The 16,787-nt window shown below is 31.5% G+C and carries 18 protein-coding genes; 7 read left to right on the top strand and 11 right to left on the bottom strand.

Features of this window, described 5'->3' with window-relative positions:
• Positions 1-9 precede the first annotated feature (9 nt).
• The 5 genes from MHN29_RS02310 to MHN29_RS02290 are packed head-to-tail and all read left to right on the top strand — an operon-like array spanning position 10 to position 3,298.
• The gene (locus tag MHN29_RS02310) at positions 10-1,167 is read left to right on the top strand and encodes a hypothetical protein (protein WP_235273197.1); all 1,158 of its coding nucleotides are present in this window, start codon (positions 10-12) and stop codon (positions 1,165-1,167) included.
• A gap of 4 nt (positions 1,168-1,171) precedes the next feature.
• Entirely contained in the window at positions 1,172-1,504 is a 333-nt protein-coding gene (locus tag MHN29_RS02305; RefSeq protein ID WP_235273198.1) for a hypothetical protein, read from the top strand.
• A gap of 33 nt (positions 1,505-1,537) precedes the next feature.
• Entirely contained in the window at positions 1,538-2,080 is a 543-nt protein-coding gene (locus tag MHN29_RS02300) for a YceI family protein (RefSeq protein ID WP_235273201.1), read from the top strand.
• Positions 2,058-2,441 carry a hypothetical protein gene (locus tag MHN29_RS02295; RefSeq protein ID WP_235273203.1) on the top strand — a complete coding sequence of 128 codons (384 nt, stop codon included), beginning with the start codon at positions 2,058-2,060 and terminating at the stop codon, positions 2,439-2,441. The genes MHN29_RS02300 and MHN29_RS02295 overlap by 23 nt, the downstream gene beginning before the upstream one ends.
• Positions 2,426-3,298 (top strand): DUF5777 family beta-barrel protein, encoded by an 873-nt coding sequence (locus tag MHN29_RS02290; RefSeq protein ID WP_235273205.1) that lies wholly within the window; start codon positions 2,426-2,428, stop codon positions 3,296-3,298. Before MHN29_RS02295 ends, MHN29_RS02290 begins: the two co-directional genes overlap by 16 nt.
• A 52-nt stretch (positions 3,299-3,350) precedes the next feature.
• Here MHN29_RS02290 and MHN29_RS02285 read toward each other — a convergent pair whose 3' ends face one another.
• The 3 genes from MHN29_RS02285 to prfA form a co-directional block, all read right to left on the bottom strand.
• Positions 3,351-3,911, bottom strand: a complete 561-nt coding sequence (locus MHN29_RS02285) for a Crp/Fnr family transcriptional regulator (RefSeq protein ID WP_235273206.1) — start codon at positions 3,909-3,911, stop codon at positions 3,351-3,353.
• Between the two features lie 91 nt (positions 3,912-4,002).
• On the bottom strand, positions 4,003-4,191 hold the full coding sequence (gene rpsU / locus MHN29_RS02280; RefSeq protein WP_235273207.1) for a 30S ribosomal protein S21: 189 nt from the start codon (positions 4,189-4,191) through the stop codon (positions 4,003-4,005).
• 277 nt (positions 4,192-4,468) lie between these two features.
• Entirely contained in the window at positions 4,469-5,545 is a 1,077-nt protein-coding gene (gene prfA / locus MHN29_RS02275; RefSeq protein WP_150900393.1) for a peptide chain release factor 1, read from the bottom strand.
• A gap of 79 nt (positions 5,546-5,624) precedes the next feature.
• Here prfA and MHN29_RS02270 point away from each other — a divergent pair, with 79 nt between their 5' ends.
• Positions 5,625-6,050, top strand: coding sequence for a hypothetical protein (locus MHN29_RS02270; RefSeq protein WP_235273209.1), 426 nt, complete (start codon positions 5,625-5,627; stop codon positions 6,048-6,050).
• A 68-nt stretch (positions 6,051-6,118) separates the two neighbouring features.
• Here the strand turns inward: MHN29_RS02270 and MHN29_RS02265 are convergent, their stop codons facing one another.
• The 8 genes from MHN29_RS02265 to MHN29_RS02230 all read right to left on the bottom strand — a co-directional run bounded on the left by MHN29_RS02265 (position 6,119) and on the right by MHN29_RS02230 (position 15,569).
• On the bottom strand, positions 6,119-7,297 hold the full coding sequence (locus tag MHN29_RS02265) for an AIR synthase related protein (RefSeq protein ID WP_235273210.1): 1,179 nt from the start codon (positions 7,295-7,297) through the stop codon (positions 6,119-6,121).
• Between the two features lie 107 nt (positions 7,298-7,404).
• Positions 7,405-8,916, bottom strand: coding sequence for a carboxypeptidase regulatory-like domain-containing protein (locus tag MHN29_RS02260; RefSeq protein ID WP_235273215.1), 1,512 nt, complete (start codon positions 8,914-8,916; stop codon positions 7,405-7,407).
• Positions 8,917-8,927: 11 nt separating this feature from the next.
• A complete protein-coding gene (locus MHN29_RS02255) occupies positions 8,928-10,268 on the bottom strand; it encodes a CsgG/HfaB family protein (RefSeq protein ID WP_239176063.1) in 1,341 nt (446 codons plus the stop codon).
• An 8-nt stretch (positions 10,269-10,276) separates the two neighbouring features.
• Positions 10,277-10,684, bottom strand: a complete 408-nt coding sequence (locus tag MHN29_RS02250; RefSeq protein ID WP_235273217.1) for a curli assembly protein CsgF — start codon at positions 10,682-10,684, stop codon at positions 10,277-10,279.
• 18 nt (positions 10,685-10,702) lie between these two features.
• Positions 10,703-11,377 (bottom strand): curli production assembly/transport protein CsgE, encoded by a 675-nt coding sequence (locus MHN29_RS02245; protein WP_235273218.1) that lies wholly within the window; start codon positions 11,375-11,377, stop codon positions 10,703-10,705.
• Between the two features lie 79 nt (positions 11,378-11,456).
• A complete protein-coding gene (locus MHN29_RS02240; protein ID WP_235273220.1) occupies positions 11,457-11,897 on the bottom strand; it encodes a hypothetical protein in 441 nt (146 codons plus the stop codon).
• Positions 11,898-11,963: 66 nt separating this feature from the next.
• The gene (locus tag MHN29_RS02235) at positions 11,964-12,968 is read right to left on the bottom strand and encodes a hypothetical protein (RefSeq protein WP_235273221.1); all 1,005 of its coding nucleotides are present in this window, start codon (positions 12,966-12,968) and stop codon (positions 11,964-11,966) included.
• A 414-nt stretch (positions 12,969-13,382) separates the two neighbouring features.
• Positions 13,383-15,569 (bottom strand): glutamine synthetase III, encoded by a 2,187-nt coding sequence (locus MHN29_RS02230; protein ID WP_235273223.1) that lies wholly within the window; start codon positions 15,567-15,569, stop codon positions 13,383-13,385.
• A 184-nt stretch (positions 15,570-15,753) separates the two neighbouring features.
• Between MHN29_RS02230 and MHN29_RS02225 the strand changes: the two genes are divergently transcribed.
• On the top strand, positions 15,754-16,764 hold the full coding sequence (locus MHN29_RS02225; protein ID WP_235273225.1) for a glutamine synthetase beta-grasp domain-containing protein: 1,011 nt from the start codon (positions 15,754-15,756) through the stop codon (positions 16,762-16,764).
• The last annotated feature ends 23 nt before the right edge of the window (positions 16,765-16,787 follow it).

The following is a 16,787-nucleotide window of genomic DNA, read 5'->3' as shown; positions in this document are numbered from 1 at the left end:
AACTAAATTATGAAAAAAAGACACATCCTTTTCGGGTTATGTATAACACTTGCTCTTGCAAGTTGTGAAGATGCAATTAGAGATATTACAGGAGGAACAACTCCAACACCTAATCCTACTCCTGATCCTATAGCAGAAGTTATTCCTGCCGATATTAATACTGATGGTTTTGATTTTTTTGAAAAAATGCAAGGTCACTGGGTAGGTAGCAATAGAGTTATTGCCGATGATTATGACTGGTTTGCATGGGATTATAGAGCCATCTCAAAATCACATATTCACGGTATTCATGAAGGTGGTTCGTTAGGAAACCTACTTACCTCATTTTTTGTAACAAATTACAAAGGCAAAAGAACTATCATGGGGCGTAATGGTGGACTATTAAGTGGTATTTACCGAACTAGTTATTTTGTTTTAGACAAAGTAGAAGACAGAAATTCTGAAGGTAAATATTACCGTTTTGTAGATGCCATTGGTAATAAAAATATTATGTCATTTGAACTACGTTTTAAAAATGACAGTTTATACTTTAACTCATACACTAGTAATTTAGGGAGTAGAATTCCAACACGTCATATGACTTTCAAAGGGAAGAAAATGCATATGGAATTAGCTCAAGCTGCTGCAAGTGCTACTAATTATCCTCAAAACACTATTGATGATGGGTTAGATTTTGCTGATGGGTTTAAAGCAGAAAATTTATATGTAAAACAAGGTGAACAAGCTGCAACATCTGCAACATTCTTAGCACAACAAGCTAACAATAACATTTATGAATTAGCACCTCAATCTGGCGATCCATATCAAATTACCGATCACCCTAGACTAGGTACTTTAACAGTTAACCTAACCAGAAACAGTCAAATTACCGATACTAATTTATTAGTATACCTCTCAAAAGATCCTTTAACAGACACTAACGGTTATTTAACTTCTAATTCTGCTGCTTTTGATACACTATTACATTTTCCAAGTTTAGAAAACAAAGAAGACACATTCTTATTTACCTATCTACATCCTGGAGAATATTACTTAACTGTTATTGCCGATAAAACTGGTGATGGCGCTCCAAATCAAGGTGATATTTTAAGCATTAGTAAAAAAATTACCGTAGCACCATTAGAAAACAAAATAGAAAACGTAACCAATATTGATGTTCAAAATTAAAAAGATGAAAAAAGTATTTTATATCTCAATCGTAGCTTTAATGGTTAGTTGTACAAAGGCAGAAATACCATTACCTAATGTTATTGACAGAACAGTAACTTACAATAAAGATATACAACCTATTATTTATAATAATTGTTTGACCTGTCACAGTTCTGTAAACCCAAGAAAAGGATTAATCTTAGAAACATACGAGCAAGTTAAAAACTCTGCCCAGTTTGGAACTCTAATCGCTAGAATGAACGATGCCGCAAGCCCAATGCCTCAAAGTGGACTTGTTACTGCTGAAAAAAGAGCACTTATTGATAAATGGAAAGCTGATGGCTTTTTAGAATAATTCAACTCGTTTCAAAATACAAAACGTAATTACATGAAAAAAATAATTATCCTAGCAATTATATTGCTTAGTCAATCAATTGCTGCTCAAAAATATTTTACCAGAACTGGTAGCACACATTTTAAAGCTTCTGTAGAAGCATTTGAACCTGTAGAAGCTACTAATAATAGCTCTACTGCTATTTTAAAAACCAATACTGGCGATATTGCTGCACAACTATTTATTACTGCTTTTAAATTTAAAGTTGCTTTAATGCAAGAGCATTTTAATGAAAACTATATGGACAGTGATCAATACCCAAAAGCTACTTTTAGAGGAAAATTAGAAGGGTTTTCTTTAGAAAATTTATCAAACTCAAAAGAGTTTCCCTTAAAAGGAACTATTACGGTTCGTGGAAAAAAGAAAAAAGTAAACACTACTGCCAAGGTTGTTTTAAAGAACAATAAAATTATGTTAAGCTCTAAATTCTTTGTACAACCTCAAGATTTTGGCATTAAAATACCAAGTATTGTTCGCAAGAAAATAGCTGAGCAAATAAACATTTCTATAGCTTATGAATTGGTTGAAAAGAAATAAGTTTTTGGTTGTACTCTTCATTTTGCTCATAGGAGGATATTCAGCATACAAGTACGCTTACAAACCTCATAAAACAATTGAAGAGTTAAACGTAGACTTTGAAGGAAGCTCGACAGTTTTTTTACAAAAAGTAAGTCAGAATTTTTCTGAATGGAACACAAAAATTGTACAACTGTCTGGCAAAGTAACCGCTATTGATGAAAACGGTATCTCCTTAGAAAATCAAATCTACTGCCAGTTTAAAAATACTGATGCTAGACTTTCCATAAAAGAAAATGACAACATACAAATTAAAGGTCGTGTTATAGGATACGATGATTTATTAGACGAATTAAAATTAGAACAATGCATATTAAAATAAAATACATCATAGCTTTTTTAATTGTTTTTACATCTATAAAAACTTTTGCTCAAGACGATTTATTAGATGAATTAGACAATGAAACTAAAAATGAAAAACTATTTGCTTTACCTGCTTTTAAAGCAATGCAAATTGGAAACTTACAATCTACTAAAATTGCAGATAAAGGCGATTTATACTTAATTGTTGCCCATCGTTTTGGTTCTTTAAAAGATGGTGTTGATGAGTTTTTTGGATTAGATCAAGCAAACACTAAAATTCAATTAGCTTATAGCTTTTGGGAAGGAGTTCAATTAAGTTTAAGTAGAGATAGTTTTGAAAAAACTTATTCTGGTACTGCAAAAGTTCGTTTTACAAAGCAATCAAGCAAGTTTCCATTAAACTTAGTAGGGTATGCTAGTGCGGATATTAACTCTGAATTAAAAAAGGAAAAATATCCTAACTTAAAATTTGGTGACCGTATGAGTTATACTTTTCAATTACTTGCTTCACGAAGAGTTTCTAAAAATTTATCTCTCGAAATCGCTCCTTCGTTTGTTCGTCAAAACTTACAAGACCATACTGTTACTGGTGGCAATACACACAATCAATTTTTAATGGGTGTTGGTGGTCGATTAAAAGTAAGTAAGCGTATGAGTGTTAACTTAGATTATGCTCACAATTTTAGTAGAAACAAAAATTCTATTTATAAAAATCCTTTAACATTGGGAATTGATATTGAAACAGGGGGTCATGTTTTTCAACTATTATTTTCCAACGCAAGGGCAAGCAACGACAGCGCTTTCTTAACAAAGGCTGAAGGGGATTGGACCAAAGGGGATATATCTTTTGGGTTTAATGTTGTAAGAGTTTTTTAATCTCATAGAACTCAGCTCTTGTTAGGCTTTCTTTTAAATAAGGAAGCCTATTTTATTTTCCACGAATTCTACTTAATGTTTCTTGACTAATCCCTAACATTGAAGCTATATGTCCTAAATTTGCTATTTGAATTATCTTAGGATATGCCTTAATTAATAATTCATATTTTTCTTTCGCAGTTAAGAAATAATATCCTTTATAAAAATCGTCAATTAACCCGATTTGTTCTTCCATTATTAAACGTCCAAAACGTTCTAATTTAGGATATTTCTGATATAATTCCTGCCAATCATCATAAGAAATAGCAATTACCTTAGCATCATTAGTAACTTCAATATATTCTGAAGAAGGTTTTCTTAAAATATAACTATGCCAAGAAGTAAACACTGAATTTTCTGGATAAATCCAATTTGTTATATCTTTCCCTTTTAAATACAAATAAGCTCTTACTGTTCCTTCAGTTAAAAAATATAAATACTTACAAGTCTTTCCTTCTTCGACCAATAAATCATTTTTAAGGTACTCTTTTTCCACGGCAACACTTTTTATTGCCGCTTCAATTTCTTCTGAAATAAAAATGTGTTGTTTAATAAAATCAATAAAACTCTGCATGAAACAAAATTAAGAAATACTTCGTAAAATACTCCCATTTATGTATTTACAAACATTCTAAACTAATCTATTATCCTCCTGAATTATCTTTTTATTCTCGTTTTAATAATTTTTCTCTGTAGGCTGCTTTTTGTATTTGTGCTCTTCTTGCTACTGATGGCTTCGTAAACTGTTTACGCTCTCTTAATTCTTGTAAAATTTTTACATTTCTAAATTTACGTTTATAACGTTTTAAAGCTCTGTCAATATTCTCGCCTTCTTTTACTATTATTTTTAACATATATCTAATTTATTTATGGGTTAATACTTCAATAACCTTATCAACTTAGGGTTATTGATATAATGACTTACTCTTTTAATTAAAAATTCTAATAAAAATGCTTTACTTAAAGAAAACTATGAATACCTGAGGGGCTTCAGAAAAATAGTATTATAGATGTGTAGATTTTCTCCTTATTACGGATAGAATATTAATATCTTTACAAGATACCATTTATTCTCCTGTTTTACAAGGAATAACAAAATAAAAAAGACCAATCATTGATTGGTCTTTTTTATTAGATAGTTTCTCCTAACTCTTTAAGTTTGGAAGTATTTTCTGCTAGCATTAATTCGTCTATAATTTTCTGAATATCACCATTAACAATATTAGATAAATCATATAAAGTTAATCCAATTCTATGATCGGTTACACGACCTTGTGGATAATTGTATGTTCTAATTTTTGCTGAACGGTCTCCCGATGTTACCATAGAACCACGTTTAGCTGCATCAGCCTCTTGTTTCTTGGCTAACTCTAAATCGTATAAACGAGAACGTAATACTTTAAATGCTTTTTCTTTGTTTTTATGTTGCGACTTTTGGTCTTGACACTGCGCTACTAATCCTGTAGGTATATGTGTTAAACGTACCGCCGAGTAAGTTGTATTTACCGACTGACCTCCAGGCCCTGAAGAACAGAAATAATCAATACGAACATCTTTTGGGTTGATTTCTACATCAAATTCTTCTGCCTCTGGAAAAACCATACAAGTTGCTGCCGAAGTATGTACACGTCCTTGTGTTTCTGTTTGTGGTACACGTTGTACACGGTGTACACCTGCTTCAAACTTTAAAGTTCCATATACATCTTCTCCTGAAACTTCAAATTGGATTTCTTTAAATCCTCCATTGGTTCCTTCAGAAAAATCTACTGTAGATACTTTCCAACCTTTACCTTCACAGTACTTCGTATACATTCTAAATAAATCTCCAGCAAAAATACTTGCTTCATCTCCTCCTGTACCCGCACGTAATTCTACTACAGCATTTTTACCATCTTCTGGATCTTTAGGTATTAGCAAAAATTTAATTTCTTCTTCCAATTGTGGAATTCTAACTTTTGCATCATCCATTTCCATTTTAGCCATTTCTACCATTTCTGCATCACTTCCATCAGAAATAATTTCTTTAGCTTCTTCTATGGTATCTAAAAGACCTTTGTACTCGTCTGCTTTTTTAACAACCTTTCCTAAGTCTTTATATTCTTTATTTAATTGCACATAACGTTTTTGATCAGAAATAACATCTGGTTGAATGATTAAATCTGAAACCTCATCAAAACGTTGCTTAACTATCTGTAATTTATCTAGCATTGTATCTTTTCTTGGGGTGCGAATTTACGATTTTTTATCGAATTTTATCTCTATCTTTATGTCTTTTAAGAGCAAAAATATGCGTTACTATCTAATTATACTTTTTTCTATTCTACTTTTTTCTTGTCAAAAAGAAACCCAAAAACCTAATTGGTTACAAGGAAAATGGCAACGTTTAAACGAAAAACCTACCAAAACAACTTTTGAATTTTGGAATAAAGATCTAACTGGAATTGGTTTTACACTACAAGAAAACGATACCGTTTTTAAAGAAACTTTGAGCATTGTTTCGATTCAAAATATCTTGCATTTAAAAATTGTAGGCGTGAATGAGCAACCTACATTATTTAAATTTACACAACAAACCGATACTTCTTTTGTTTCTGAAAATGAACAAAATGAATTTCCTAAAAAAATTAATTACTACATGGAGAATCAACAATTGAAATGTAAAATTTCTAACGATGAATTTTCTATTGATTTTATATTTAATAAAATAGAATAATCAACATAATTCAACTTATTACACAAAAAAGCCTTAGAACTCTCTAAGGCTTTTTTATTTATTTTATTTTAATATTCAAATGTTCCGTATTCGCTTTTGATAGTTAGCTTCTTTTTATCTGAAGCCTCTACCCTTCCAATTATTTGCGCATTTACATTGTATGATTTTGAAATTGCTATAATTTCTTCTGCTACTTCTTCAGATACATACAATTCCATTCGATGTCCACAATTAAATACCTGATACATTTCTTTCCAGTCTGTCTTTGACTGTTCCTGAATCAACTTAAACAATGGTGGTATTGGAAACATATTATCTTTTACTACATGTAAGTCATCAACAAAATGTAATATTTTAGTTTGCGCACCTCCTGAACAATGTATCATTCCATGTACTTTATCTGAAGAAAATTTTGATAATATTTCTTTTATTATTGGCGCATAAGTTCTTGTAGGTGATAAGACTAACTTCCCTGCATCTATTGGCGAATTCTCAACTTCATCTGTAAGCTTTGTATTTCCTGAATACACTAATTCTTCTGGTACTGAAGCATCAAAACTTTCAGGATATTTCTCAGCTAAATATTTATGAAATACATCATGACGAGCTGATGTTAGTCCATTAGACCCCATTCCGCCATTATATTCTTTTTCATAAGTTGCTTGTCCAAAAGACTCCAAACCTACAATAACATCTCCTACTTTTATATTGGCATTATCAATTACATCTGCACGTTTCATTCTTGCCGTTACAGTAGAGTCTACAATAATTGTACGAACTAAATCTCCTACATCTGCGGTTTCTCCTCCTGTTGAGTGAATTGTTACTCCAAAATCTTTTAATTCTGAAATTAATTCTTCTGTCCCATTGATTATTGCCGACAAAACTTCTCCTGGAATATTACTTTTATTACGTCCTATTGTAGAAGATAACATAATATTATCAGTTGCTCCTACACATAATAAATCATCAATATTCATTATTAATGCATCTTGCGCTATACCTTTCCAAACAGAAATATCTCCTGTTTCTTTCCAATACATATATGCTAATGACGATTTTGTTCCTGCTCCATCTGCATGCATAATTAAGCAGTAATCATCGTCATTTGTTAAATAATCTGGAACAATTTTACAAAATGCCTTTGGGAACAATCCTTTATCAATATTCTTGATAGCATTATGAACATCTTCTTTAGATGCCGATACTCCGCGTTGCGCGTAGCGTTTAGATATTTCGTTACTCATTTGTTGTGTTGTTGTTACTGCAAAGTTAGTTTTTCTTAATTTCATACCAAGAAAAAAGCGAACGTTTTTTAACGTTCGCTTTTTAATTTTGAGATAGTTATATAGCATTATTCCCAATCCGGCATTATTGCATTTGTAAACACCATTCTACGTTCTATATTTCCTACTAAGTTTGTTCTCATAATATTTCTTTGTGAAATCCCATCGTTAGATGTATTTACAAAAATAACTTCTGCTTCATTTGGTGAAAATCGTGGATCTAAATCGTTAGTTCCACTTGTCTTTTCAACATTTGAAATATCTGTAAAACTCATATCTGTGAAATCGTAAATAAACAACCTAGTATCTAATTGCCTATAATTTGTAGCCTGATGATTTGAAATATCTCTTGTAAACAATAATTTATTTCCTGATGCTGACAAATTAATTCCTCCCATAGCTCCAACAACACCTGATATTACTGTACTTAATACATTCCCATCCATATCAATAACCAATATAGCCCCATCATATCCATTTGCATTATTGGTTTTTATAGCTATTTTAGTTCCGTCACTACTCCAATCGCACTCCGTTATTAAACTTCCACCGGTTGTTTCATAAATATTCTGTAAACCACTACCATCTTTATTTATTGAATATAATTTACCAAAATTAGAATACAATAATTTACTTCCATCTGGTGACCATGAAAAATCCATTTCGTTTAAATTAAAACCAGCTACAGGTATTGTTGATGTTACTTTTTGAACATCATTTCCATTGGTTTTCATTGTATAAATATGTGCTTCATTATTATCTATTCTTAAAAAAGCGATCAAATTTGCTACGTTACTTTTTCTTGGTCTCCATGAATTCAAATTAGGATCGGTTAATTGAACTGTATTTGAAACTTCATTATTGGTTTCATTAAAGCTCGATGAATAAATTACATTATTTCCACCTTCATTTTTCACATAAAAATATCGATTCCCTGGATCTTCTTTTACCGTAAACGACCGAATACTACTTACTACTTCTGCATTTATTCCATCCGTTACTTCTATACTCCAAAAATATTTTCCGCCATATTTCAAATTTGACAATAGATATTTTTTCTCTTTTATATCTGCAATTCTTGTTACATCGTTATTAAAATCATTTCTAAGCTCCAGCACATAAGTTAGCTCATCTTCCTCAGGGTCTGTCGATTCCCATGTTAATTCTACTTCGTTTGGTAAATCTTCAGTTCCATCAGCTGGCGTTAATAATTCTGGTTTTGTAGGTGGTTTATTTAATGCTGTTGATATTTCTAACTCTAACACTACATTAACTACAGCTTCTACAGTTACTGTAGCTCCTTCAAACTTATCTAAATATCCTTCTTTAGTTGCTTGCACAGAATACTCTTGTACTTCTATTCTTTCAAATTTAAAATTCCCTTCCGCATCTGTAAATGTTGTGTTATTTGTAGGTGATAAGGTTATTTTTACATTTTCTAAAGGTACAAAACCATCTTTTTTTACAACTTTCCCTGTTAAGTCTCCGTATTCTATCAACCCTATAGTACCATCTTCTCCACATTGAACAAAAACAAGTGTTGTTAATAGCAAGCTTATTATTTTTATTACTTTTCTCATCTAAATTTCTTTTAAAAATAGACATTAATACCTGCACCAAAACGCCATACTAAATCGTTTTTCTCACCAACTATTTGCCTATCTAAATTATCACTTAGCAACATGTTGTATTCTCCATTTACAAAAAGCCCAACCTTGTTTGTAATTAAATATTCTACTCCAAGTCCACCTTGGAATTTAAAAAAAGTATCTTCTAAATTTTCCCTTGATATGGACCCTATTCCACCATAGATATAAGGTGTAAATCTTTCATAAGGTAAGATTGTATATTCGAAATTAAGTCCTGAAGTTATAAATGTTTCATGAAAGGTTCTTTTATTATCTAATTCAAACCTCCCTAAGGTTACCCAAAAATTAAATTTTGGGTCTTCAAACATATATTTAAATTTTAAATCGAATCCAAACTGATAAGTTGGACTAGCATAATCTCCACTGATTCTTGAAGCACCCATACTTGCTCCTACTGCAAATTTCTCTCTTCTTTTTTCTTCTTTTCTATTAAACAGCTTTGTATTTTGAGCCTCTTCTTTTTCTTTCCTATATACTTCTTTTATATAATCTATAGCCGGCTTCCCTCCTTTAGGCTGCCATATTCCATCTACGATTCCTTCTACTATTAATAAATCAACTGCCTTATCTATTGCTTCTTTTACCGCTAACTGAGAAGGTTCATTTTTTGTTACTCCAGTTTCAGCTTCTAATAGTCTTCTTAAGGAAACATAGCGATATAAGTTTGCTGATATTCCTTGAGAAAGTATTGTTTTCGAAACATAAACATTCTTTAAAATTTCTCCTGTTGAAGTAGAAACAATCCTTAAATAAACAGTTATTCGATCTTGTCGATATTGATTTGATGCACCTACACCAAAATAGCGCAAACCAGAGCCGCCTGTAATTATATTAGAATCATACGAAACAACTCCTCCCTCTATAATTGTACCCGCAAAGAGTAGTGGTGGCATCGTTACTTTCTTTCCATTTGCATACTCCTGCCTTGTGTTTCTAATTATTTGACGCTCATTTAAAAGATTCCCTATATTTTCTCTTTCTATAGGTCTAAACCAACCCGACTCTTCCAATGATTTTAATAAAATTGTTGTACCTCCTTGCGTTACTGCTGTACTAAATGTGGATCCATTTTGTACAGGTTTATATTGCCCTGTTTGATCTCGAAATTTATAAACTCCTACAATAATTTTATTCGCTGGTAAAAAACTTTTAGCTAAGGCTTCTGGAGATGTATTTTCTCCTATTCTTGCTTTAGTTTGTACTAATGGTTGATTAAAATAAGTTCCGCAGCTTGTTAATACACATAATATTAACATGTAAATTATACTTATACATTTTTTCATAGTTATTTTTAGTTACCGTTAGGGATTGTAATTTGTGTCTGTTCTCCTGTAGTAACATTAAGTATACTTACATTCAAACCATTAGTACCTGGTGTAATTTCTACCACCAAGTCTCCAAAAGTGTAGGTACCCACTGTTAAATTCGTATTTCCTAATTGTTGTTGAAATAAACTTTGCGACAAAGAACTCAACAGTCTATTATTTAAACTATTAGTGAAATTTTCTAAATTCGTTGGTACATCTCTTTGACTATCATCTTCCTCGGTAAAATCGTTTTGTGCTGTTACCGATGCTATAATTTGTTGATAATTAAATGTATCTCCTCCAAAAAAAGGACTTATTGGACGGTAAACTAAATCTTGTGAATACACAAAACTTGTTATAAAAAACAAAATAAACAGTAATTTTTTCTTCATAATAATATTTTAATTGGGTTAAATTTTATTTTGGAAAGTTGTTTTCCTTGTTTGGTTATATCTTCTTAGTTTCCTCATTGCATACACCACATTAGACTTTAAATAATCTTCTGTAGGTCTTGCGAAAAACTCATGCACCTTCTTTCCATCTGCTTCTACTGATATCATACTACTTCGGCCAAGCGCTGGTTTTTCAACTATCTTTATGATAAAGGGGTAATTTTTACCCGTTACTAAATACTCTTTATAAAAAAAATCATGATAATCTTTACCTATTCTTGTAATTGCTTCATCAATTACAATTCCCCTAATTAGGTATTGTTGTTCACTAACTTTTTGCTTTCTTTTTACAGTTTTAATTTTTTGCCCTAAAAACAATGTATCTCGATGTATTAGTTTATCTTCATATTTAATGAATAAATACACCCTCAACTCCTCTCCTTTTTTCACGTTTATTTTTATAGTAGATAGCTGTTTTTCTTCACTGGGTTTCAAAGAAAAATCATTTGTTTGATCACTCTTAGAATAATTTCCAGAAACTCCTTTTTTTAGAGCTACAAAATTATAATTAAGCTTATCTATAAAAAACGCTTCTTCATTTACTACCAGAGCTGTTAATGTTAAAAAATCGTCTACTTTAATTAAATTTATTTTTCCTTTTACATTTCGTTTACCAAATTCTTGAGAATACATATAAGACAAACAAAAACAACTAATTAAAACTAAAAACAAATTTTTCCTTTTCATCTCCTTCTAACTCATTTATTAAACACTAATAATTAATTATACTCATTCTTGCACCTCCAAATTGTGCTATTTTTAGGTTTTTAAATATTGAATTTGTTCCTTGAATTCTCAACGAGTTTTCATTTCCTGTTTGTAAAATTCCTAGGTCTATAGACATTGTATTTCTATAATTTATAAATTGGTAATTATTTCTATCACCTATTTGATAAACCTTGTGTTTCCCTAATGAAGCTCTATCATCTATTTTTGCTATATTCTCATCACCTATCTGCTTTAACGAAATTGTACTTACTACCTCTTTTGACTTTGTCTTAAAATCATACGAGAAATCGCCAACTATATTTAGGTTATTCAACTGTAACTCTTCATTAGAAAAATAACTTGGTAGTTTTTCATCTTGCCCTTGAACAGCAGTAGCAAAAATCATAAACATAAAAGCTATAAGTACTCTCTTAAATATTAACATTTTTTCTTTTTTTATAAATTATATAAAATATGGAGTGAGAAAATAATCTCACCCCATATAAAAATCTTATATCCCTCCTGGTCCAGTTTGAGTAACCTGAGCTGTATTCATATTACCTTTTTGCAATACACATGAAGCATTACTACCTCCTTGTAAAGCAGTTTGATTTACTTGAGAACGGTTTTGATTACCTAACTGATTTACTAAACTACAGTTATTTCCTCCTTGTGAATCTTGATCAACACATGATTTGTTATCATCTCCTACTTGGTTAACAGTAGAAATATTACAAACTGTTGGATCATCAGTAATTGTTACCTGAGTTTCTTCAGACTCATTATTATTACCTGTTTGATAAGCAGACGCATAGTTATGAGAACCTGTTTGATTTTGCTCTATAGAGTTACCATCTCCTACTTGATTAGCAAACGCCTCACTACCGCTAGACCCATTTGGTCCACTAGACTGATCTTGAACAACCGAATTGTTGTTACCCCATTGGTATAAAGCAGCTTTATTATTATCATATCGCTGTTTTTGAGAAGCCTTATTCCCATCTCCTACTTGTAAAGCATATGTTAAGTTTCCTTCTGCATGCCCTACTCCTATATCTACTTTTGCATAGTTATCATTACCTCTTTGGAAAATACGAGATGTATTGTCATCACCATATTGCTTAATATTTGCTCCGTTTCTTTGACCTCCTTGATCTGTTGAAGCTAAATTACCTGTTGGTGGCGCAACACTACCAGCAGTATTGTTTTGTCTTATTAATGACATATTACGGTGACCACTTTGAGTTGCTTTCGCCTCATTGTTATCACCTACTTGCTGAATACTAACCTTATTCTTATCTGCTGGAATAAAGCCATCTGGAGCACAATCTGCTTGTACTACTTCACACTCTGGACATGTTGGTCTTTCTTGGAAAGGCCTCTCCATTGCATGCTCTGATACTCCAGCCTTTTTAGCTATAGCTCCTTCATTTCCTTGATTTGTTTGAACATTTCGAGCCTGCGAAAATGCCATACCTGTAGCTAAACATAAAGCTACTATTAATAATTTTTTCATAATTAATAATTTTAAAATACGTTAGTTAAATTTTTAACACACCATATTTATCCGCTACAAATAAGCTTATAACGATTATGGGGTGCTATTAAAATTGGGGTAGAATAAAATTACTAGGGTAAAATGATATGACTGAGGTGTGTCATCTTTTCATTTTCATCAACCTATTATAATGTTATAAAGGTAGTACTAAAAACTATATATAGTTTGCGTGTTTAAACATAGCTAATATACAAAATTTAAGCTTTTATTAAAATAGTAATCAACAACATAGCTTTGTTTTTCGTTTTTTGAAAAATTAAAAAAACAAGGAATTATAGGGGAAAGAAAGAGAATTTTTATTTTATAATTAGCATAAAAAAAAGGGGTTTTCCCCCTTTTATAAACAAGATATTTCTATAAACACCATCGTATTTATCTTGTAAAAAGTAATTCTCTATATTTAGCCAAGGGCCATAAATTATCATCTACCATCAACTCTAATTTATCGCAATGATAACGTACTTTTCCAAAGTAAGGCTTTACTTTATTACAGTAATGAAATGCTTTTTTATCTGAATTACTCATTGCATTCCCTTTCTTTCTTTCTTCAATCATTAAACTTACTAAATGATTTATTTTTTCAATATGCTCTGAAATTGACTCAATAAGAGTCATTTGTTCTTTTGCTATTGTTTTAAAAGAAGCTCCATAAATTTCTTTTAATCCTTTCACGTTATCTACCAAAATATTTTGGTATTTAATAGCTGTTGGGACTACATGGTTTCTAGATATATCAGCCAACACCCTAGATTCTATTTGTAAACGTAAACTATACTCTTCAATTTCTATTTCATAACGAGCCTTACATTCAACTTCATTCATTATACCCATTTCTTCATATAGCTGAATAGTAGATTTTGATATCTTAGATTGTAAGGCTTCTGGTGTAGTTTTGTGGTTACTTAACTTTCTTTTTTTTGCTTCAGCTTCCCATTCTTTACCATAACCATTTCCTTCAAAACGTATATTTTTTGATGCTTTTATGTATTCTCTTAAAACATTAAAAATCGCATCATCTTTTTTAACTGAATGCTTATCTATATAAGCATCAACTTCTTTTTTGAATTCAATTAACTGTTTTGCTACAATAGTATTCAATACAGTCATTGCATTAGCACAGTTTGCAGTTGACCCTACTGCTCTAAATTCAAATTTATTTCCTGTAAATGCAAAAGGAGATGTTCTATTTCTATCGGTATTATCTAACAATATTTCTGGAATTTTCCCTACTACATTCAACTTTAAGTCAGTCATTTCTTTAGGGGAAATTTTACCTTTAGTTACATTTTCTAATTCATCCAATACTGAAGATAATTGAGAACCTATAAAAACAGATATAATTGCTGGTGGCGCTTCATTTGCTCCTAAACGATGATCATTACTAGCGCTCGCAATTGAAGCTCTCAATAACTCTTCATAATCATTTACCGCCTTAATTGTATTGATAAAAAAGGTTAAAAACTCCAAATTACGCATTGGTGTTTTTCCTGGGCTTAATAAATTTACTCCTGTATTTGTTGCTAAAGACCAATTATTATGTTTTCCTGATCCATTTACTCCGTCAAATGGTTTTTCATGAAAAAGCACCTTGAAAGAATGTCTTTCCGCCACTTTTTTCATTACATCCATTAATAAAGAGTTGTGATCTACCGCTAAATTCGCTTCTTCAAAAATAGGAGCTAATTCAAATTGATTTGGAGCTACCTCATTATGACGCGTTTTCACAGGAATACCTAATACTAAACTCTCCTGCTCTAAATCACGCATAAAATTCAAGACACGAGTGGGAATAGTTCCAAAATAATGATCATCTAACTGCTGCCCTTTCGCTGACGAATGTCCTAATAATGTTCGTCCAGTTAAACTAATATCTGGTCGTGACTTTGCCAAAGCCATATCTATTAAGAAATACTCTTGTTCCCAACCTAAAGTAGCATTTACCTTATTTACATTTTTATCAAAATACTTTGCTACTGCCGTAGCAGCTTTATCTACTTCATGTAACGCTCTTAATAATGGAGTTTTATAATCTAATGCCTCTCCTGTATATGCTACAAAAACAGTTGGAATACACAAAGCTGTACCATAAATAAAAGCTGGCGAAGTTGGATCCCAAGCTGTATAACCACGTGCTTCAAATGTATTTCTAATTCCTCCATGCGGAAAACTAGAAGCATCTGGTTCCTGTTGTACTAATTGTCCTCCATCAAAACGCTCCATAGCTCCTCCTCCATCTATAGGTTCAAAAAAGGCATCATGTTTTTCTGCAGTAGCTCCTGTTAATGGTTGAAACCAGTGTGTATAATGTGTGGCTCCTTTTGACAAAGCCCATTCTTTCATACTAAGCGCAATCTGATCTGCAATTCCTCTATCTATTTTAGCTCCTAGTTCAATTGCATTTTGAACTGCATTATAGGCTTCTTTCGTCATGTGTTTACGCATAGCTTGTTCATTAAAAACATTTTGCGCAAATAACTCTGATCTTCTTCCTTTTTCTTCAACCAAAATTGGTTTTCTATATAATGTTTGTTCTAAAGCTCTAAATCGGATAGTAGACATTTTTACTTTTTTACCATTAAACCACTTCAAAAGTATTAAAAATATATTTAACCCTATTTTTTTGAGGGTTAAATTTAAATTAAAGTTAACATTTTTAAAAATACCCCTAAAAATTTTAGGGTATAAAAAAAATAACACATATTTGCACTGTAAATAATTCAAAAACAATAACAAAACAAAAATCATGACTAGATCAAAGTTAGAATACATTTGGTTGGATGGTTATTATCCAACTCAAAACATGAGAAGTAAAACTAAAGTTGTTGAAGATTTTAGTGGTAAATTAGAAGACTGTCCAATTTGGTCTTTTGACGGTTCATCTACAAGACAAGCTGAAGGAGGAGATTCTGATTGTTTATTAAAACCCGTAGCTATTTATCCTGATCCAGCTCGTGAGAATGGATTTTTAGTAATGACTGAAGTATTAAATGCTGATGGAACCCCACACGTATCCAATGCTCGTGCTAAAATTGATGATGATGATAATGATTTTTGGTTTGGTTTTGAACAAGAGTATTTCATTATGGATACTCATACTCAATTACCTTTAGGGTTCCCTATTGGAGGATACCCTGGACCTCAAGGAATGTACTACTGTTCTGTTGGTGGTAAAAACACACATGGACGTGATTTCGTTGAAGAGCATGCTGACCTATGTATTGCTGCTGGTTTAGTATTTGAAGGAATTAATCAAGAGGTAGCTTCAGGACAATGGGAATTTCAATTATTCGCTAAAGGAGCTAAAAAAGCTGGTGATGAAATATGGGTAGCTCGTTATTTATTAGATAGATTAACTGAAAAGTATGGATACTACATTGAATATCACCCTAAACCTGTAAAAGGTGATTGGAATGGTTCTGGTATGCATGCAAACTTTTCAAACACTTTATTAAGAACTTGTGGAAGCAAGGAAACTTATGAAAAAGTTTGTGAAGCTTTTAGACCTGTTGCTAAAGAACATATCGACGTTTATGGAGAATATAACGATCAACGTTTAACTGGTTTACACGAAACTGCTTCTATTAACGATTTCAGTTATGGTGTATCTGACCGTGGAGCTTCAATTAGAATTCCAATTATTACCGTTGAGCAAGGCTGGAAAGGTTGGTTAGAAGATAGAAGACCTGCTTCTAATGCTGATCCATACAAAGTAGCTGGTAGAATTATCGATACTGTAAAAAGCGCAAAAATCTAATTAGATTTTTAGTTTTTGAATTC

It is taken from the genome of Tenacibaculum sp. Cn5-46 (genome assembly GCF_022347705.1).
Lineage (GTDB): Bacteria > Bacteroidota > Bacteroidia > Flavobacteriales > Flavobacteriaceae > Polaribacter > Polaribacter aiptasiae.
This window is presented reverse-complemented; position numbering and strand designations above follow the sequence as displayed.